This is a genomic window from Massilia agri (assembly GCF_024753255.1).
Classification (GTDB): Bacteria; Pseudomonadota; Gammaproteobacteria; order Burkholderiales; family Burkholderiaceae_D; genus Telluria; species Telluria agri.
In genome coordinates, this window is the sequence record NZ_JANUHA010000010.1 from 166,942 (window position 1) to 185,666 (window position 18,725).

At 66.8% G+C, this 18,725-nt stretch carries 20 protein-coding genes; 14 read left to right on the forward strand and 6 right to left on the reverse strand.

The genetic code is table 11. From position 1 onward, the window contains the following. Window positions 1-19 precede the first annotated feature (19 nt). From NX780_RS15590 to NX780_RS15620, 7 genes are all read left to right on the forward strand, one after another. Window positions 20-1,597, forward strand: coding sequence for an ExeA family protein (locus tag NX780_RS15590; RefSeq protein WP_258828786.1), 1,578 nt, complete (start codon window positions 20-22; stop codon window positions 1,595-1,597). Window positions 1,598-1,600: 3 nt separating this feature from the next. Next, window positions 1,601-2,284, forward strand: a complete 684-nt coding sequence (locus NX780_RS15595) for a general secretion pathway protein GspB (RefSeq protein ID WP_258828787.1) — start codon at window positions 1,601-1,603, stop codon at window positions 2,282-2,284. After that, window positions 2,271-2,804, forward strand: a complete 534-nt coding sequence (gene mobB, locus NX780_RS15600) for a molybdopterin-guanine dinucleotide biosynthesis protein B (protein ID WP_258828788.1) — start codon at window positions 2,271-2,273, stop codon at window positions 2,802-2,804. The genes NX780_RS15595 and mobB overlap by 14 nt, the downstream gene beginning before the upstream one ends. 43 nt (window positions 2,805-2,847) lie before the next feature. Continuing rightward, window positions 2,848-3,045, forward strand: a complete 198-nt coding sequence (locus tag NX780_RS15605; RefSeq protein WP_258828789.1) for a YjfB family protein — start codon at window positions 2,848-2,850, stop codon at window positions 3,043-3,045. Between the two features lie 126 nt (window positions 3,046-3,171). Beyond that, the gene (locus NX780_RS15610) at window positions 3,172-3,474 is read left to right on the forward strand and encodes a BufA1 family periplasmic bufferin-type metallophore (RefSeq protein WP_258828790.1); all 303 of its coding nucleotides are present in this window, start codon (window positions 3,172-3,174) and stop codon (window positions 3,472-3,474) included. Between the two features lie 3 nt (window positions 3,475-3,477). Beyond that, the gene (gene bufB / locus NX780_RS15615) at window positions 3,478-5,142 is read left to right on the forward strand and encodes an MNIO family bufferin maturase (RefSeq protein ID WP_258828791.1); all 1,665 of its coding nucleotides are present in this window, start codon (window positions 3,478-3,480) and stop codon (window positions 5,140-5,142) included. Between the two features lie 69 nt (window positions 5,143-5,211). Then, a complete protein-coding gene (locus NX780_RS15620) occupies window positions 5,212-5,712 on the forward strand; it encodes a hypothetical protein (protein WP_258828792.1) in 501 nt (166 codons plus the stop codon). Window position 5,713: 1 nt separating this feature from the next. Here NX780_RS15620 and NX780_RS15625 read toward each other — a convergent pair whose 3' ends face one another. From NX780_RS15625 to fumC, 3 genes are all read right to left on the reverse strand, one after another. Next, window positions 5,714-5,998 (reverse strand): DUF883 family protein, encoded by a 285-nt coding sequence (locus NX780_RS15625; protein WP_258828793.1) that lies wholly within the window; start codon window positions 5,996-5,998, stop codon window positions 5,714-5,716. 122 nt (window positions 5,999-6,120) lie between these two features. Then, complete coding sequence (locus NX780_RS15630) at window positions 6,121-6,333, reverse strand: RNA-binding S4 domain-containing protein (protein ID WP_258828794.1); 213 nt, start codon at window positions 6,331-6,333, stop codon at window positions 6,121-6,123. A 32-nt stretch (window positions 6,334-6,365) separates the two neighbouring features. After that, on the reverse strand, window positions 6,366-7,763 hold the full coding sequence (gene fumC / locus NX780_RS15635; RefSeq protein WP_258828795.1) for a class II fumarate hydratase: 1,398 nt from the start codon (window positions 7,761-7,763) through the stop codon (window positions 6,366-6,368). Between the two features lie 90 nt (window positions 7,764-7,853). On the opposite strand from fumC, the gene NX780_RS15640 reads away from it, so the two are divergent. Both NX780_RS15640 and NX780_RS15645 read left to right on the forward strand, forming a co-directional pair. Next, a complete protein-coding gene (locus tag NX780_RS15640; RefSeq protein ID WP_258828796.1) occupies window positions 7,854-8,870 on the forward strand; it encodes a FimV/HubP-related protein in 1,017 nt (338 codons plus the stop codon). 371 nt (window positions 8,871-9,241) lie between these two features. Further along, window positions 9,242-10,219, forward strand: coding sequence for an HDOD domain-containing protein (locus tag NX780_RS15645; protein ID WP_258828797.1), 978 nt, complete (start codon window positions 9,242-9,244; stop codon window positions 10,217-10,219). 146 nt (window positions 10,220-10,365) lie between these two features. Here the strand turns inward: NX780_RS15645 and NX780_RS15650 are convergent, their stop codons facing one another. Next, the gene (locus NX780_RS15650) at window positions 10,366-10,647 is read right to left on the reverse strand and encodes a flagellar protein FliT (RefSeq protein WP_258828798.1); all 282 of its coding nucleotides are present in this window, start codon (window positions 10,645-10,647) and stop codon (window positions 10,366-10,368) included. Window positions 10,648-10,989: 342 nt separating this feature from the next. Here NX780_RS15650 and NX780_RS15655 point away from each other — a divergent pair, with 342 nt between their 5' ends. From NX780_RS15655 to NX780_RS15670, 4 genes are all read left to right on the forward strand, one after another. Beyond that, window positions 10,990-13,611, forward strand: a complete 2,622-nt coding sequence (locus NX780_RS15655; RefSeq protein WP_258828799.1) for a M1 family metallopeptidase — start codon at window positions 10,990-10,992, stop codon at window positions 13,609-13,611. A 33-nt stretch (window positions 13,612-13,644) separates the two neighbouring features. After that, on the forward strand, window positions 13,645-15,699 hold the full coding sequence (locus NX780_RS15660) for a M13 family metallopeptidase (RefSeq protein WP_258828800.1): 2,055 nt from the start codon (window positions 13,645-13,647) through the stop codon (window positions 15,697-15,699). Between the two features lie 71 nt (window positions 15,700-15,770). Further along, complete coding sequence (locus NX780_RS15665) at window positions 15,771-16,388, forward strand: class I SAM-dependent methyltransferase (RefSeq protein WP_258828801.1); 618 nt, start codon at window positions 15,771-15,773, stop codon at window positions 16,386-16,388. A 70-nt stretch (window positions 16,389-16,458) separates the two neighbouring features. Further along, entirely contained in the window at window positions 16,459-16,635 is a 177-nt protein-coding gene (locus tag NX780_RS15670) for a CsbD family protein (RefSeq protein ID WP_258828802.1), read from the forward strand. Between the two features lie 97 nt (window positions 16,636-16,732). On the opposite strand, the gene NX780_RS15675 is transcribed toward NX780_RS15670, so the two are convergent. Beyond that, entirely contained in the window at window positions 16,733-17,818 is a 1,086-nt protein-coding gene (locus tag NX780_RS15675; protein ID WP_258828803.1) for an AI-2E family transporter, read from the reverse strand. A 177-nt stretch (window positions 17,819-17,995) separates the two neighbouring features. On the opposite strand from NX780_RS15675, the gene NX780_RS15680 reads away from it, so the two are divergent. Further along, a complete protein-coding gene (locus NX780_RS15680) occupies window positions 17,996-18,199 on the forward strand; it encodes a CsbD family protein (protein ID WP_307732874.1) in 204 nt (67 codons plus the stop codon). A 90-nt stretch (window positions 18,200-18,289) separates the two neighbouring features. Here the strand turns inward: NX780_RS15680 and NX780_RS15685 are convergent. Then, the coding region (locus NX780_RS15685) for an IS1595 family transposase (RefSeq protein ID WP_258828804.1) at window positions 18,290-18,725 on the reverse strand (436 nt) is incomplete at its 5' end.

Consider the following 18,725-nt stretch of genomic DNA (forward strand, 5'->3'; position numbering starts at 1 on the left):
CGAGCTGCGCCAAAGATGCATGTATAACCACTATTTCCACCTGAAGGGTGCGCCGTTCTCGATCGCGCCCGATCCGCGCTACCTGTTCATGAGCGAGCGCCACCGCGAGGCGCTGGCGCACCTGCTGTACGGGATCGGCAGCGGCGGCGGCTTCGTGCTGCTGACGGGGGAAATCGGGGCCGGCAAGACCACCGTGTGCCGCTGCTTCATCGAGCAGATCCCCGAGCATTGCCGCCTGGCCTATATCTTCAACCCGCGCCTGAGCGTGGAGGAACTGCTGCAGAGCGTCTGCGACGAGTTCGGCATCCCGCTGCCGGCGGGAGAAGGTGCGGGCCTGAAGGCCTACGTGGATGCGATCAACCGCCACCTGCTGGAATCGCACGCCCAGGGCCTGAACAATGTGCTCGTCATCGACGAAGCCCAGAACCTGTCGGCCGAGGTGCTGGAGCAATTGCGCCTGCTCACCAACCTCGAGACCAATGAGCGCAAGCTGCTCCAGATCATCCTGATCGGCCAGCCCGAGCTGCGCACCATGCTGGCCCGGCCCGAGCTCGAGCAGCTGGCCCAGCGCGTGATCGCGCGCTACCACCTGGGGCCGCTGACCGAGCCTGAAACCGGCGCCTATGTCGCGCACCGCCTGGCGGTGGCGGGGGCGGGCGGCCAGCCGTTTCCGCCCGCGCTGACGCCCCTGGTCCACACGCTCACCCATGGGGTGCCGCGCCGCATCAACTTGCTGTGCGACCGCGCCCTGCTTGGCGCCTATGTCGAGAACAGCCCGCAGGTGACCCGCGCCATCCTGAAGAAGGCGGCCGAGGAAGTGTTCGCGGGAGAACCGGCGCCGCGCCGGTCGCTGCGCGTGCCGGTGGCCGTCGGCGGTGTGCTGGCGGCGGTCGCGCTGAGCGCGGCGGCCTGGCAGGCGCTGCCGGCGCGCCAGGCGGCGCCGGCGGTGGCCACGGCGCCCAAGCCGGGGGCCACGCCCGTGGCCCACATCGCATCGACAGCGGTGCCGCCGGTCCAGGCCGATGAAGCCAATGCCCTGCGCGAACTGGCCGCACTGTGGGGCCAGCCCCTGGCTGGAAACGACCCTTGCGAAGCGGCGCTGCGTCTGAACCTGCGCTGCCACCAGGGGCGCGGCGGCCTGTACGAGCTGCGCCTGCTCGACCGGCCGGCCGTCGTCACCCTGCACGATGGCCCGCGCACGGGTTACGCGGTCCTGACGGCGATGGACGGCAACAGCGTGCTGCTCAGCGCCGGCGCACGGCGCGAGCGTATCGACCTGGCGAGCTTCGTTGCCCGCTTCGGCGGCGAGTTCACCACCTTCTGGCGCATGCCGCGCGGCTTTCGCGAGCAGTTGTCCGAGGGCGACCGCGGCCAGGATGTCGACTGGCTGAACGCCAGCCTGGCCGGGATCAACAAGGCGCCCGCGCCGAAAAGCGACCGTCCTTTCGACGCCAACACGCGCGAATGGCTGCGCCGCTTCCAGGCCGCCCAGGACCTGAAGGCGGACGGCGTGGCCGGCCCGCGCACCTTCATGCGCCTGAACCAGCTCACCGGCGTGCCGGAGCCGCGCCTGCTGGCGGCCGCGAACGGAAAATAAAGCATGTCCTATATCCTCGACGCCCTCAAGAAGGCCCAGGCGGAGCGCCAGCTCGGCAACGCCCCGACCATCCACGCGCCGCCGCCCATGTATGCGGCGGCTCCTGGCGGCGCCAGCCGCAAGCCCTTGTACATCGGGCTGGGCGCGGGGGCGATCGGCCTGGCGCTGGCCGGCGTCTTCCTGCTGCGCCAGCCTGCGCCCGTCCCGGTGGTAGAGGTGGCGGCCGCACCGGCTCCGGCGCCCGCGCCCGTGACTGTGCCTGCGCCGCCGGTCCCCGTGGCGCTTCCGCCCGAGCCGGTCAAGCCCAGGGAGGCGCCCGTCCAGCCGAAGCCGACGCCAAGGCCCGTGCCGAAGGCCGAAGCGCCGCGCCGCGCCGAACCGGTGGTGGCCGAGGCGCCGCCGCCCGCGCCGGAACCCACGCGTCCCGTCCTCGTCGCGGCGGCGCCAGCCGTGGAAGAGAACATCGGCCCGCTCGCCGCCTTGCCGGAAGCGGTGCAGCGTGACATCCCGAAAGTCACCTTCGGCGGCTATATCTACTCGCCGAACCCGGCCGAACGCCTGCTGCTGGTCGACAAGATGCTGCGCCGCGAAGGAGAAGAGGTCGCGCCCGGCCTGGTGCTGGAGCGCCTGCTGCCGAAGGCGGCCATCATGAATTACCGCGGCTATCGCTACCGTGTCGCCTACTAGCCCGGGGGGCCTGCTCGGCGTGGTCGGCTGGTCCGGCAGCGGCAAGACCTCGCTGCTGGAAGGGCTGATCGCGCGCCTGGCGGGGCAGGGGCTGCGCGTGAACGTCGTCAAGCACAGCCACCACGACGTCGAGCTCGAGCCGCCGCGCAAGGACAGCGCCCGCCTGCGCATGGCCGGCGCCGCCGAGGTGATGCTGGCCTCGCCCTACCGGGTCGCCATCCTGCGCGAGCTGCGCGGCGCGCCCGAGCCCTCTCTTGCCGAACACCTGGCGCGCCTGGCGCCGGCGGACCTGACCCTGGTCGAGGGCTATAAATGGGAGCGCATGCCGAAGCTGGAGGTGTTCCGTCCGGGCCTGGGACGGCCGGCGCTGTATCCGGACGATCCGGACGTGGTCGCGGTGGCCTCGGATGCCCCGTGTCCGCCGGATGCGCGCGGGGTCGCCTGGCTGGACCTGAACGACCCCGAGCGGGTACTGGATTGGCTGCAAAGCTGGTTGCGGGAACACCCTAAAGTTTCCTGAAACCGCGCCGTAAAAGGAGGATACGCCTTAATGGGAGAGTCACATGGACGTGTCCAGCATCGCCAAGCTGTCCACCAGCATCGCCGAAACCGGCCAGCGCCAGGAAGTCAACCTGGCCGTTCTGAAGAAGGCCCAGCAGATCCAGGCGTCGACCGCGACCCAGTTGCTCGACGCGTTGCCGGCGGTGCAGCAGGCGAACCTGCCGCCGCACCTGGGCAACAAGATCAATACGACGGCCTGATCCGCAGTTATTGTCGTATTGGCACGACCGGGCTTCCGCGCGGGCGGACGTCCGGCGTCGCCGCGTCTTGCATCTTTTCCCCGCCTGATAAATACTGGCGCCCTCGATGACGCCATGGAGTACCGCATGACCCACCGCCACGCCCTGATCGCCGCCGCCCTTGCCGGCGTCTGCGCCGCCCAGGCCACCGCACAGGACCAGATGGGCGTGCCGAAGGCCGACCAGGAAGCCTGCTACGGTGTCGCCAAGGCCGGCCAGAACGACTGCGGCACCGCGACCCACGGCTGCGCCGGCGTCGCCGCCGTCGACAAGGACCCGAACGAGTGGAAATTCGTTGCCAAGGGCACCTGCACCAAGATCGGCGGCTCGCTCGAACCGGGCAAGACGGCCAAGCCCGCCGAGCCGCCTCCGGCCGAACCGAAAAAATAAGCCATGCGCGCAACGCGCGCCTTGCCCGCCATGCACGCCGCGCCCCAGGCCGCCGGCGTGGGGCTGCGCACGCCGCACTACCGCACCTTCCTGGAGGCGCGTCCGAAGGTCGGCTTCCTCGAAGTCCATAGCGAAAACTATCTTGCCCGCGCCGGCTGGGACTGGCATGTCCTCACCAGCCTGCGCCACGACTATCCCCTCAGCCTGCACGGCGTCGGGCTCGGACTGGGTTCGGTACACGGCTTTTCCGAGCGCCACCTGGCGCGCCTGCGGCTGCTCGTCGACGCGGTCGATCCCTTCCTCGTTTCCGAACACCTGAGTTGGGGCGCGCTGGCGGACCGCCAGCTCAACGACCTGCTGCCCCTCACCCTGCTTGGTTCCATGCTGGACCTGCTGTGCGAGCGGGTAGGGCGGGTGCAGGATGCGCTGGGGCGGCGCCTGCTGGTCGAAAACGTGTCGACCTATGTGCGCTTCCGGGACGACACCATGAGCGAGGCCGAATTCCTGGCCGAACTGGCGCGCCGCACGGGCTGCGGCGTCCTGCTGGACGTGAACAATCTCTACGTCAACCAGCACAACCACGGCGAAGATGCGCTGGCCGCAATCGCCGTGCTGCCCGTGGGCAGCGTGGGGGAGATCCACCTGGCCGGCCACCTGGCGACGCCGCTGGCCCTGGTCGACCACCACGGCGCGGCGGTGGCGGAGCCCGTGTGGGAGCTGTACCGCGCAGCCCTGGCGCGCTTCGGGCGGGTGCCGACGCTGGTCGAGTGGGATGCCGACGTGCCGCCGCTCGAGATCCTGCTGGCCGAGGCGGCGCGGGCCGACGCCATTGCCGGGGCCTATCCGCTTCTTCCCGACGTCCGGACGCAGCCTGTGCCGGCAGCGGCCGGCGCGCCGGCTGCGCCCCTGGCTGCCGTCCAGCAGCGATTCGGGGAGGCACTGTTTGACCGGGCGCAGGATGCCGCCCTCGCGCCCCTGCTCGCCGGGGAGGGCACGGCCCGCATGGCGCTCTACCGGGGCAACCTGCACGCCGGCTGGACGCGCGCGCTGTTTGACGCCTACCCGGTCGTCCGGCAACTGGTGGGGGAGGAATTCTTCGAGGGCCTGGCCCGGGCCTACGGCAAGAAGTTTCCCTCGCAGGATCCGGACCTGGCCGGCTTCGGCGCCCAGCTGCCCGCCTTCCTGGAGGATTTCCCGCCCGCTGCCGGCATCGCCTACCTGCCCGATGTCGCGCGCCTGGAATGGGCGGTGCATCGGGCCTGTCTGGCGCCGGACCTGGCGCCGGCCGGCATCGCCGCCCTGGCCGGCCTCGCGCCTGCCGCGCTCGACGGGGCGCGCTTCACCCTGCAGCCCTCGGCGGCCGTCCTGCGCAGCGCCTGGGCGACTGTGCCCCTGTGGCAGGCGCATCAGCCGGGTGGCCCGCCGCTGCCGGCGCGGGTGGATGCATCCTGCATCGCCCTGGTCCTGCGGCGCGGCTGGGAAGTGCAGGTCTGCGTACTGGAGGAGGCCGAGGCGGCCGGCCTCGAACGTCTGGCGGCGCAGGCCAGCTTCGGCGACGCGGTCGACGCCATGCTGGCGGCTGTGAAGGAGGGGGAGGCGGCGCCCGATATCGCCACGATGCTGAGGCGCTGGTTCGACGCCGGTCTCGTCGCCGGGATCGAGGTGTGAGCTTGGCTTGTTGTCGAGAAGTAAAGCTCGTATGATGGTTGCTGAGCAATATTTTTCGAAAGGCCGCCAATGTCCCAAGACGCGCAGTGCAGTTTCGATCCCCGTGTCGCCCCGCGCGACGCCGGTGACGCCGCCATTTCACTGGCGATCGGTACTTGTCAGATCCTGATCCTGTTCGGCCTGCCGGGTGCGCTGGTCCATGCCTTGAGCGCCAGCACGACCCTGACCGTGGCGACGGTGCTGCTTCTCTACCTGGCGTTCGCGCTCTACAGCGTGACCAAGGTAGAGCTGAGCCTGGAAGGAATACGTTTCGTGCGCGTGTTCGGGCATCCCCGCTTCTTGCCGTGGTCGGACATCACCGATGTGGTGGAGGCGTCGCGCAGCGAGCTGATCCTGCACGGCTGGCTATGGCCGCTGGTCTTGCCACGGGAAATGTCGCCTTCGTGTACTTCGCTGGGACACTTCCGCATCCAGTTCGGCAAGCGCTTCGTCTACTTTCCGCCGAAGGATCCCCAGCTCTTCCTGGCCGCGGTCGACCAGTTCTCGAAACGGACCGTGGACGTGGTGTGAGTCAGTGGAAGGCGCGCAGGATGCGCTGCTCGCCGGTACGGTCGCAGAAACGCTCGTTGGCGGCGCGGGTGGCGGCCATCATGCGTTCCAGCTGGGCGTCTTCGAAGCGCGCGAGTTCTTCGTTGGCCGCTTCCAGGGCGAGCGCCAGCTTGGCGCGGGCGTTCTGGTAGAGCACGCTGGTGTAGTGGTCGGTATTCTTGAGGAGTTCTTCCGCGTTCTCGATGACGAGACGCAGGTCGCCGATGAGTTGTTCCTGCGTCTGAGCGCGGGGTGCGGGGGTTTCCATTGCTTCACCTTTAGCCGAATGTTTGCTGAATCATCACGACTTAAAATATAAACAAGGAAGCCCCGCTCTGTTTGTTAGGGCGCAAACATAAGCCCGCCGTTTTCGCGGCCTTTTTCGGCTGCTTACTGCACGCGGATCTGCACGTCTCCGACGGTGACGACCTGGCCGGTACGGATCTTGGCGGTCTTGCGCAGCTCCTGTTTCCCGTCGACCGACACCACGCCGCTGGCGACCATGTTCTTGCCGGCGCCGCCGCTGTCGACCAGGCCGACCAGCTTCAGCAGCTGGTTGACCTCGACGAATTCTGATGTCAAGTCGAAATCTATTTTTTGCATTCTATCCTCGGGGTGGGTAATGGGCGCCAGGGTCAGTCGACCTGGTCCGGCCGGGTCATGTCGATCGGGACGATCCACTGGTCGAACTGTTCCTCGTTCAGGAAGCCCGACTGCAGTGCGGCCTGGCGCAGGGTCAGGCCTTCCTTGGACGCCGTCTTGGCGATCTGGGCGGCGCGATCATACCCGATATGCGGGGCCAGCGCGGTCACCAGCATCAGCGATTTTTCCATCAGCTCGGCAATGCGCGCGTGGTTCGGCTCGATGCCCTGGGCGCAGTGGGTATCGAAAGAGCGCATGCCGTCTGCCAGCAGGCGTGCGCTCTGCAGGAAGTTGTGGGCGATCATGGGCTTGAACACGTTCAGCTCGAAATTGCCCTGGGAGCCGCCGACCGTGATCGCGACGTCGTTGCCGAAGACCTGGCAGCACAGCATGGTGAGCGCCTCGCACTGGGTCGGATTGACCTTGCCCGGCATGATCGAGCTGCCCGGTTCGTTCTCGGGAATCGTGATCTCGCCCAGGCCGGAGCGCGGGCCCGAGGCCATCCAGCGCACGTCGTTGGCGATCTTCATGAGCGCCGTCGCCAGGGTCTTGAAGGCGCCGTGGGCGGCCACCATGGCGTCGTGCCCGGCCAGGGCCATGAACTTGTTCGGGGCGCTCTTGAAGGCCAGGCCCGTGCGCGAGCCCAGCTCGGCGGCGATGCGCGGGGCGAATTCCGGGTGGGCGTTCAGGCCGGTGCCGACCGCCGTGCCGCCGGCGGCCAGGGCCAGCAGCCCGGGGAGGGTGGACCGGATCGCGCTTTCCGCGAATTCCAGCTGGGCCACGTAGCCCGAGAATTCCTGGCCCAGGGTGAGCGGGGTGGCGTCCTGCAGGTGGGTGCGGCCGATCTTGACGATGTCGTCGAACTCGCGCGACTTGCGCAGCAGCGTGCCGCGCAGCTGGGCGAGGGCGGGCAGCACGTTCTGGCTGACTGCGGCGGCGGCAGCCACGTGCATGGCCGTGGGGAAGATGTCGTTGGACGACTGCCCCATATTGACGTGGTCGTTCGGGTGCAGCAGGCGCTTCTCGCCGCGCTCGCCTCCCATCAGTTCCGAGCCGCGGTTGGCCAGCACCTCGTTCATGTTCATATTGCTCTGGGTGCCCGAGCCGGTCTGCCACACGGCCAGCGGGAATTCGGCCGGGTGCTTGCCCTCCAGGACTTCGTCGGCGGCGCGGATGATGGCCTCGGCCTTGTCGGCGGGCAGCTTGCCCAGCGAACGGTTGACGGCCGCGGCGGCGCGCTTGACCTGGGCCAGGGCCGCCACCAGCTCGGGCGCCATGCGCTCGGTGGAGATGTGGAAATGGTGGAGTGAACGCTGGGTCTGTGCTCCCCAGAGGTGCTCCGCGGGAACCTCGATCGGGCCGAAACTGTCCTTTTCAATCCTGTTTTCCATGGTGTCCTGTGCAATAGAGGGGCTGGGATGCTAAAGAGTTTAGCGCATTGTCCGTTAATGACGCTTGGGCCACCTTTTCCGCGTTTATCCATGGCTTGCCGCCTCCCTCTGTTATTGATCAGCGCGCTGCTCGCCGGCGCCACCCAGGCGGCCGAGCTCGGCGAACCGCGGGTGAGCTCCTTCATCGGCCAGCCGCTGGTGGCCGACGTCGAGCTCGTGATGCTGGACGATCCGGCCAAGGCGGTGGCCGTGCGCCTGGCCCATCCGGAGGTCTACCGGGGCGCCAACATCGCCATGCCGCCGGTGCTGTCCACCTTGACCATGTCGGTGATGCGGCGCGATGGTCGCCAGTTCCTGCATGTGACCTCGCTCAAGCCGGTCGACACGCCGCACCTGCACCTCTATCTCGAACTCGTCGATGGTAGCCAGCGCACCGTGCGCCTGGCGACCCTGTGGCTGTCGCCGGACCCGAATCCGGCGCCGCCGCCTCCAGCACCGGCCCCGGCGCCCGTGCCGGCCCCGGTCATCGCGGCCCCGCTCGTCCAGCCCGCGAAGGCGCCGGCGCCCGTGGCCGCGCGGTCCAGGCCCCCGGCGCCGAAGCCCGTGCCGAGGCAGGCAGCGCCCAAGCCGGCGCCGGTGGAAGAGAAGCAGGTGGCCGCAGCGGCGCCGGCCGCCTGCGCACCGCAGCCGGTCCCGGACACCAATGCCTGCGTCGTGCTGGGCGCGAAGAATGCCATGCTGCGCGAGCAGCTCGGCCAGCTCGAAGACAAGGTGAAGGTGCTGCAGGTGGCGATGGGCGCGCCGGCCTCGGCGGTCTTGCCACCCGTTAAACCCTACAAGCCGAAGAAAAAGAAGGCCGAGCCGCCGCCCGAGCCCGAGACGCCCTGGGCCCTGATCGGTGGCGGTGTCGCGGCCGTGCTGGCCCTGCTGGCCGCGCTGCTGGTGCTGCGGCGCCGGAAGGGCGCTGCCCGCCCGGCGCGCCGGGCCGAGCCGAAGGTCGGCCTGCTGGCGCGGATGCAGGCCCGGGTCAAGCGCAAGCCGGCGCCCGCGAAAACGGCCGAGCCGACCCTGGAAGAGGACGCGCACGACTCGTCTACACAAGTTTGATTTTTGGCGCTATACTGGGTTCGTGGTCGCGAGATCACAGACGGCGCGAAGGCCTGGCGCAGCCACCACCGATAGCGTGGCGCGGAACCAGGTAACGTTGAAGAAACGCTCGTGTCCGGAAGCAGTTCGCCAGCCAGCTGAGGCAGCGAACGCCGGCAGCAACCGGCAGGAGGCGACGCCAGGAGATACCTGGAGGTCGCTCTCTCCCCCCATTCCGTGGCCGAGCCCGCCGCTCGGACGCATCTCCCAAAGCGCCTGCGGGCGCTTTTGTTTTTTCTCTGCGAACCCCAAGCGATGCCATATGCATCCCGGGTCTCGCGGCCGGCGCGCGGACAGGCTACAATCGCCCAGCGGCATTACCCGGGCGTACTATGAAAAATTGGATCAATCGTTTGTTGAGCGGCGCGGACAGCCAGGCTGACGCGCCACAAGGCGCTGCCGCAGCGCCGGATGAGCCGTCTGCCGATGCGGCAGGCGACGGCGCCGGTATCGACGCGCTGTATTACGAGTGGCTCGCCGGACCGGCCATCTTCGAGGCGCCGCCGGAGACCGAGCGCCAGATCCTCGACCAGATCAGCCAGCTCACCCAGAACCCGGCCTTCGCGGCCGAGCTGGTGCCGCGGATTCCGGACTTGATCCCCAAGCTGCTGCGCAGCCTGCGCGACGAGAACGTCACGACCGGCGAACTGGCCTCCCAGGTGGCGGAAGACGTGGTGCTGGTGGCCGAGGTGCTGCGCGAGGCGAACAGCGCCTATTACCGCCCGATGACTCCGATCAAGACGCTGGATGCCGCCATCATGCTGCTGGGCCAGAACGGCCTGCGCATGCTGCTGGCGCGGGTCGCCTTCCGGCCCGTGATCCGCATGCACGAGAGCGGTTTCGCGCGCCGCGCGGCGCCCCTGGTCTGGAACCATTCCGAGAAATGCGCGGTCGCGGCCAGCCTGATGGCGCCGGGCCTGACCGCCGACATCTTCGAATCCTGCCTCGCCGGCCTGATGCAGGACGTCGGCCTGATCGTCGCCTTCCGCCTGGCGGACCGGGTCTGCCCGAACGGCAAGGTGCCGGCCTCGACGGCCTTCGGCGTCGAGCTGCTGGCGCGCAGCCGGCTCCTCTCCGGCGTCATCGCGACCCATTGGGATTTCCCGAACAATGTGGCGGAGGCGATCAGCCAGGCGGGCGAGCCGGACGGTTCGCCGCTGGCGCAGGCGCTGGGGCAGGGTGACCGGATCGCGAAGCTGCGGATCCTGATCGATGCCGGGCTGGTGGGCGAGGACGATGCGCTGGTGAACGAGGCCTTGAATGGTTTCCAGCGCCGCTGCCTGGGGAAGCTGAGCAATCTCGAATCGTAGGGTGGGCAGGTTCTGCCCACGCGTTCAGCTCCGGCTCGCTCAGTGGCCGTGCATGCCGGAGTTGAACGCGCGGTCGGCAGAGCCGACCACCCTACCAAAGCAAAAGGGCGCCGATGGCGCCCTTTATCTATTGATCCCTTACCGGATCAATGCGCGCACATCGCGCGTTCCACCTGGCCCATCCACGGCTCGGTCACGTCGCGGATCGCACGGTCATTGGCCATCAGCTGCTTGATCAGGTCGATCTTGCGCTGGCGCTTGGCGCCTTCCAGGGCCGGCACGCCGCCGATCGCCGCACCTGCCGCCACACTGGCCTGCACGTTCAGCTTGTCGAAACCGTTCCAGTCGCCCGCCTGGGCAGCAACCTTCATCTGGCCGCTGAGGCCGGCGAGGTTTTCGTACATCGAGAGGACGTCGTTCGAGGTCATGTTGCTGCCTTGGCAAGTTCACCGGCCGGATTGCCGGTTGTCTACCCTTTTACGGACGCGCTTTTCGGAACTTTAGGGTTTCATTGAAAAAAATTTGAAATTTTTTTCGCGCGGACACTGATGTTGTTGGTCTTGCATGGTCAACTGACCCGCTTTGGTCCAGAATGCACCCGCCATTCCCCGGATTCGGCAGTTCGGCCGCGTTTTTTGCAGTCTGTCGCAATCCGGGCGCAGGCGCCCGGGGGCCTACGTAGAGTGCGTGCTGGGTAGTTGCGCCATGGAGCGCCACGCCATGATCAAAAAACCAAGAAAAGCTTTGCGAGAGAGAGACTTATGAGAGACATGCCAGTCGCACGCGCCGCGGCCGCGGTCGCGTTTGCGCTGACCACTGCCGGCGCCCAGGCCGAGGCGCCGTATGCATTTGCGACGACCCCGGGCAAATTGCCGAAAGACGTGATTCCTCTGCAGTACTCCGCCCACATCATGCCTGACGTGGCCGGCAACAGCTTCCGCGGCACCCAGACCGTCGAGATCGAGGTCCTGAAGACCACCTCGCTCATCATGCTGAACGCCGACAACCTGGAGATCGACGCCGCCAGCCTGAGCGGCAAGGAGATCGGCAAGCTCGCCCTCAAGCCCATCCTCGACAGGGGGCAGCAAACCCTGCGCTTCGAGCTGGCCAGGCCGCTGGCGCCGGGCAAATATGCGCTGGACCTGACGTTCAAGGGACAGATCAACCGCGAAGGCCGCGGCCTCTTCTATGTGAACTACAAGGCGGACGGGGCGGAGAAAAAGCTGATCGCCACCACCATGGCGCCGACCGATGCGCGGCGCATGCTGCCGACCTGGGACGAACCATCCTTCCGCGCCCGCTTCAAGCTGACGGTCGACGTCCCGAGCAACTTCAAGACTTATTCGACCACCCCGATCGAGAAACAGGAGCCGCTGTCCAAGGGCATGCAGCGCGTCACCTTCGGCAATACGCCGAAGATGCCGAGCTATCTCGTGGTGCTGGTCGCGGGCGAGATGGAAAGGGTCGCGGCGAAGCAGGACGGGGTCGAGATCGGCGTCGTCACCACCGAAGGGAAGGGCGCCTCGACCGCCTTCCCGCTGCAAGCCTCGCGCGACCTGCTGCGCTACTTCAACCATTACTTCGGCATCCCGTATCCGCTGCCCAAGCTGGACCAGATCGCCATCCCCGGCGGCTTCAACGGCGCCATGGAAAACTGGGGCGCCGTCGTCTACAACGAGCCGACCCTGCTCTACGACCCGAAGAAGAGCCCGGACCGGGTCAAGAAGTTCACCTTCAACATCAATGCCCACGAGTTGGCCCACCAGTGGTTCGGCAACCTGGTCACCATGGCCTGGTGGGACAATCTCTGGCTCAACGAAGGCTTCGCCTCCTGGATGGCGGCCAAGGCGACCCAGCACTTCCATCCGGAATGGCGCCCCTACCTGGACGAGATCGCCGCGCGCGAATACGTGATGAACCTGGACGCGCGCAAGACCACGCACCCGATCCAGACCCGCATCGACACCGAAGAGCAGGCGGCCGCCGCTTTCGACGCGATCACCTATTCGAAGGGCCAGGCCTTCCTGCGCATGCTCGAGGCTTATCTGGGCGAGGACAACTTCCGCAAGGGTATCCGCGCCTACATGGCCAGGCACCAATATTCGAATACCACCTCAGCCGACCTGTGGGCGGCGCTGGAAAAGGCCTCCGGCAAGCCGGTCGGGAAACTGGCTTCCGACTGGACCACGCAGCCGGGCTTCCCCCTGATCAAGGTCGAGCAGGCCTGCGAGGAAGGCAAGCGCAAAATCACGCTCTCGCAGGAGCAGTACCGCCTGGATGAGCCGGCAAGCGAAAAACGCCTGTGGAACGTGCCGCTGCAGGTCGGCACCGTCAACGGCAAGGCCTGGACCACCCTGCTGTCCGGCCCCTCTACCACGATTACCCAGGCCAGCTGCGAAGGCGCCCTGGTGGTCGATCCCTATAGCGTCGGCTATTTCCGCGTGCATTACGACCCGGCCAGCTTCCACGCCCTGGCCGAGCAGGCGCCGCGCCTGCTGGACAGCACCCGCCTGCGCCTGCTGGCCGACAGCTGGAGCCTGGCGCTGGCCGGCCGCATGCCGCTCGACGCCTACCTCGACCTGGTGCGCAAGTACGCCAATGAACCGCGCCCGGCCGTGTGGGAGGCGCTGCTGTCCCACCTGCGCACCGTGAGCTCCTTGCTCAGCGGTGAACCGGAGCAGGCCCTGGTGCGCCGCTTCTTCATCGACCTGGCGCGTCCCAGGCTCGCCGCGCTCGGCTGGGACGAGAAGCCGGGCGAGAGTCTTGATGATGCCCAGCTGCGCGGCATGCTGGCCACCTCGCTGGCGCGCGCCGGCGACCCGGAGGCCATTGCGCAAGGCAAGGCACGCTTCGCGCGTTTCTTGGCGGACCCGTCCTCGGTGCCGCCCTCGATGATCGACTTCGTCACCCTGACGGCCGGCCGCTACGCCGACGCCGCCACCTACGAGGCGCTGGCCGCCCGCGCCGCGAATGCGCCCAATAGCGAAGAACGCAACCGCTTCGGGAAGGCGCTGACCAGCGCCCTGGATCCCCAGCTGGCCGCACGTACCCTGCAGATGCTGCTGTCGCCGCAGACGCCGCCGGACCTGATCCCCTACATCATCGGCGGCGTCTCCGCCGAGCACCTCGACCAGACCTGGAACTTCGCCGTCGCCAACCGCGACGCGCTGCTGAACAGTATGGAAGCGCTCGGCCGCCACGCCCTGTTCGCCAGCATCGTCTCGAGCTCGGCCAACCCGGTCCACGCCGAGCTGGTCGAAAACTACATGCGCAAGAACTTCGGTGCGGACGGTGTTGTCGAAGCCGAGCGCGCCGGCAATGGCGTGCGCATCCGTGCCGCCCAGAAGGCCCGCCTGCTGCCGCAGGTGCGGGCAGCGCTGCAAAAACAATAAACGAAGTCACTTTTACCAAGAGAAAAGGAAGCTATGAACACCAGCTGGACTCCGATCAAGACCGCCGTCGCCCTGGCGCTGTGCGGCGCCGCCTTCGCCTTTGCTCCCGCCCACGCAGCCGGCCAGGCTGCAAGCACCAGCAAGGAACCCGCCATGCTGCTCGGGGCCATCGTGCTGCCGGGCGACGATTTCTATGCCTACGCCAATGGCGAGTGGATGGCCAGGACCGAGATCCCGGCCGACCGCGGCTCCTGGGGCGCAATGGGTGCGCTGGCCGAGGAAACCAATGCCCGCATCGTCAAGCTGATCGAGGAAGCCGGCAGCGACAAGTCCGCCAGTGCCGAAGCGCGCAAGGTGGCCGACTTCTACAAGGCCTACATGAACGAGGCGGCGATCGAATCGGCCGGCCTCGCCCCGCTGAAACCCCGTTTGGCGAAGATCGAGGCAATCAAGGACCGCGCCGGCCTCTCGCGCGTGCTGGGCGAATTCCTGCGCGCCGATGTCGACCCGCTGAACGCCACCAATTTCAATACGCCGAACCTGTTTGGTGTGTGGATCAACCAGGGTCTGACCGACCCGTCGCGTAACGTGCCCTACATCCTGCAGGGCGGCATCGGCATGCCGGACCGCGCCTACTACCTGGACAACAGCCCGAAGATGGCCGAACTGCGCACCAAGTACCAGGCCTATATCGCCGCCGTGCTGAAGCAGGCCGGCTATAGCGACCCGGAAGCCCGTGCCGCGAAGATCTTCGCGCTCGAATCCGAACTGGCCCAGAGCCACGCGAGCCGTGAAGAGTCGGCCGACATCCAGAAGGCCAATAATCCCTGGACCATGAAGGACTTCCCTGCCAAGGCCCCGGGCATGGACTGGAACGCCTTCATGCAGGGCGCACGCCTCGCCAAGCAGGACCGCTTCATCGCCTACCACCCCGGCGCCATCGCCGGCGCCGCCCGGCAGGTCGCCGCGACCGACCTCGCAACCTGGAAGGACTACCTGGCCTTCCACAGCCTGAACCAGTTCGCCAGCACCCTGCCCAAGGCCTACAACGACCTGCGCTTCGACTTCTTCGGCAAGACCCTGACCGGCAGCCCGCAGCAGTCGGTGCGCTGGAAGCGTGCCTTGGCCGCCACCAATGGCGCGATGGAAGAGGCGGTCGGCAAGATGTACGTCGCCAAATACTTCCCGGCCCAGGACAAGCAGCGCATCCTGAAGATGGTCGCCGACATCAAGACCGCCTTCGAGCGCCGCATCGACAAGCTGGACTGGATGGCGCCCTCGACCCGCGCCCAGGCCAAGGAAAAAGTGCGCACTATGTACGTGGGCGTCGGCTATCCGGACGAATGGAAGTCTTATGGCGCCCTGCAGGTCTCGCCGAACGATGCGCTGGGCAATGTGATGCGCGCCCAGGAATTCCACACCACCCAGCAGCTCGCCAAGCTCAAGCAGAAGCCCAGGAAGACCGACTGGGCCATGCCGCCGCAGCTGGTCAATGCCGTCAACCTGCCGCTGCAGAACGCGCTGAACTTCCCGGCCGCGATCCTGCAGGCCCCGTTCTATGACCCGAAGGCCTCGGATGCCCAGAACTACGGCGCGATCGGCTCGGTGATCGGCCACGAGATCAGCCACAGCTTCGACGACATGGGCGCCCAGTTCGACGCCCAGGGGCGCCTGCGCGACTGGTGGACGAAGGAAGACCTGGCCCACTTCAAGAAGGCCTCGCAGAAGCTGGTCGAGCAGTACAACGCGTACAAACCCTTCGACGACCTGGCGATCAACGGCCAGCTGACCCTGAGCGAGAACCTGTCCGACCTGGCCGGCCTGGCCGCGGCCTACGACGCGCTCAAGGCCACGCCGAGCGGCAAGACCATCGAAGCCGACCGCGCCTTCTTCACCGGCTACGCTCACGCCTGGCGCACCAAGGCGCGCGAAGCCTCGCTGCGCCGCGCCGTGCTGACCGACGGTCACGCCCCGGGCCAGTGGCGCACCTATACCGTGCGCAACCTGGACGCCTGGTACAAGGCCTTCGACGTGAAGCCGGGCCAGCAGCTCTACCTGGCACCGGAACAGCGCGTGCGCGTCTGGTAAGGACAGGGCAGGGTGCAGAAGCCGGGGCCGCAGTGCGGACCCGGCTTGCCGGATTTCGTCGATAATGCGGCATGGACGCTGACGACATCTCGCGCCGCACCCTGGCGCACTACAACCTCACCGCCGACGCCTTCTTCGCCGGCACCATCGACCACGACGTGCGCCAGAACATCGAGGCGCTGTTGAATGCCATCGAGGCCCCGGCCCCCTGGACCATCCTCGACCTCGGCTGCGGCCCCGGGCGCGACCTCAAGACCTTCAGCCAGCTCGGCCACACCGCCATCGGCCTGGACGGCAGCGAGCGCTTCGCCGGAATGGCGCGCGCCTACAGCGGCTGCGAGGTGTGGCGGCAGGACTTCCTGCATCTCGACCTGCCGCCGGCCCGTTTCGACGGCGTCTATGCGAACGCTTCCCTGTTCCACGTGCCCAGCGCCGAGCTGCCCGGCGTGCTGGAGAAACTGCATGCAACCCTGAAACCCGGCGGCGTCCTGTTCAGCTCGAACCCGCGCGGCGACAACCAGGAAGGCTGGAACGGACCGCGCTACGGCAGCTATTACGATTACGAAACGTGGGAGCGCTATCTGCGGGCCGCCGGCTTCCTGCCGCTGCACCATTACTACCGCCCGGCCGGCCTGCCGCGCGAGCAGCAGCCCTGGCTGGCCAGCGTCTGGCGCAAGCCCGAGTGTTAATTGGCGCACAGAGTTGACCATCGATGCGGCCTAAGGTGAGGCTTCGATCCACACAGCGATGAGGTACACCATGAACGAGGACCAAGTCAAAGGCAAGGCCAAGGACATCGGCGGCAAGATCCAGGAGAAAGTCGGCGAAGCCGTCGGCAACCGCCAGACCCAGCGCGAAGGCGTGTCCAAGCAGGTCGAAGGCAAGGTGCAGGAGAAGGCCGGCGACGTGAAGGACATCTTCAAAGGCAACAATTAAGTTTCACTCACCCAACAAAAAGCCGCGCATTGCGCGGCTTTTGCCGTTGTAGGGTGGGCAGGACCACGGGGCCGCCCAGGCCTACCCTACGGGAGCCCTAGTCCTTCGTTTGCGCCGGCCTGTCGCCAAGCACGTCTTCGATATAGAGCATCTTCACCAGCACCGCCAGCGCCGCCGCCAGGGGCGTCGCCAATGCTACGCCGGCGAAGCCGAACAGGGTGCCGAAGACCAGCTGCATGACGATTACCAGGGCTGGCGGCAGGTCCACCGCCCTGGCTTCGATCATCGGCTGCAGCACATAGCCTTCCACCAGCTGGACACCGAGGAAGAGCAGGGCGGTATACAGCGCCAGATCCGGGCTGATCGACAGCGCCAGCAGCACCGCCGGGATGCCGGCCATGATCGGTCCCAGATAGGGGATGAAATCGAGCAGGCCGGCGATGATGCCCAGGATGAGGGCCAGCGGCACGTCCAGCATCATCAGGCCGGCCGTGGTGGCCACGCCGACGATCAGCATCGATGCCGCCTTGCCGAGCAGCCAGCTGGCCAATGTGTTGCCCAGTTCCTGCTGCACCTCCTGCGCGCGCGGGCGTTTTGCCGGCGGCACCAGGCGGATCGCGCCCTGCGTGTAGAGCTGGGGCGACGTGGCGAAATAGATGCCGACGAACAGAATGATGACGACATTGCCGAGCGCGCCGATCACGCCGCCGAAGAACAGCCCGGCGTTCGGCACCATATTGCCCATTTGCTTGACGATTTGTTCCGGCGGCGGAAGTTCGTCCACCACGCGCTTGAGCAGGGGGTGCTGCTGGACTTCCGCCTGCAGGCGCTTGACGGCGGCCGGGATTTCTTCCGCCAGCTTGGTCGATTGCTCGGAAATCTGCGGCGCCATCGCCCAGCCGCCGATGCCGATGATGGCCGTCAGCGCGATGACGACGATGGTCAGCGCAACCTTGCGGTTCATGTGCATGCGGCGCGCCATGATTTCGCTCAGCTTGTAGAGCAGGATGGCCATCAGGATGCAGGCGAAGACCAGCAGCAATGCGTCCGCTGCCAGCACGATCGCCGCTGCAATGGCAACAAAAAGGATAGCGATCCCACTGATCATCGTGACGCGCTTGGCGACGCGACGTTGCGTGGGTGGTGGGTCGCTCGGGTGGTCTCGATGTTCTTGTTCGTTCATTGCTAACCTCGCGGGGAGCATCGTTGCGTTGACAAAAGACTAGCACTCGAATCGTCTTGACGTCGCTCAAATGCTGACATTTGTGCAATGTGCGAACACGAACAGAAGAGGCGGGGCCGCCGGCGTAATCTGTACCCATGCATGGACATCCGGACATGTCAACTCAAGGAGAAGACCATGATTAACAAAAATCAAGTTGAAGGCAAACTGAAAGAAATCGGCGGCAAGATCCAAGAAGAATTCGGTGATGCAATCGACAGCCCGACGCAAGAAGCCAAAGGCAAGGCGACCAAAGTCGAAGGCAAGGCCCAGAAGACGATGGGCGATGCGCAGGAAAACGTGGAAGAAAAGCTGGACGACGCTGCGCGCCGCCGGCACTGATATCGCTTCTCGAGCGATGGGGAACAGCCGCCTGTGGGCGGCTGTTGTTGTTTACGGGTGCTTGCGCCAAAAAAACGGCGCTGTCACCGTTCAGTGTGGGCTCGCCCTGCTGAACACGCCCAGCGCCGCAGAAAGCAGCCGTTCGGCCGTCTTGATGCGCCGACCGTCGAGCGCCCATTGCCAGCCAAGATAGTTCGGCAGGTATTTTGATGCGACGCCATTGAACCGTGCCAGCCACTGGCGGAAACGGCGATGATAGGCGTTCACGTTCTGGACATGTACGGCGCCGCGCACTCTTTCGCCGCTACTGACGTTCACAGCCTCGTGCGATATTCCGGCTTCCAGGGCAAATGTTCTGTAGGCAGGGTGGGCGTCCGTGACCAGCAGCACGTCCCGGTCGAGCACCGGCAGCAGGTGCCGGCGCAGCTGGGCTGCGGTCACCTTGCCACGTCCGGTCACGCAGTCAATTGTTCCGCCTGTCCGATCGCGCGCCACGAGGATGCAGACGTGCTCGCGGCTGATGCCG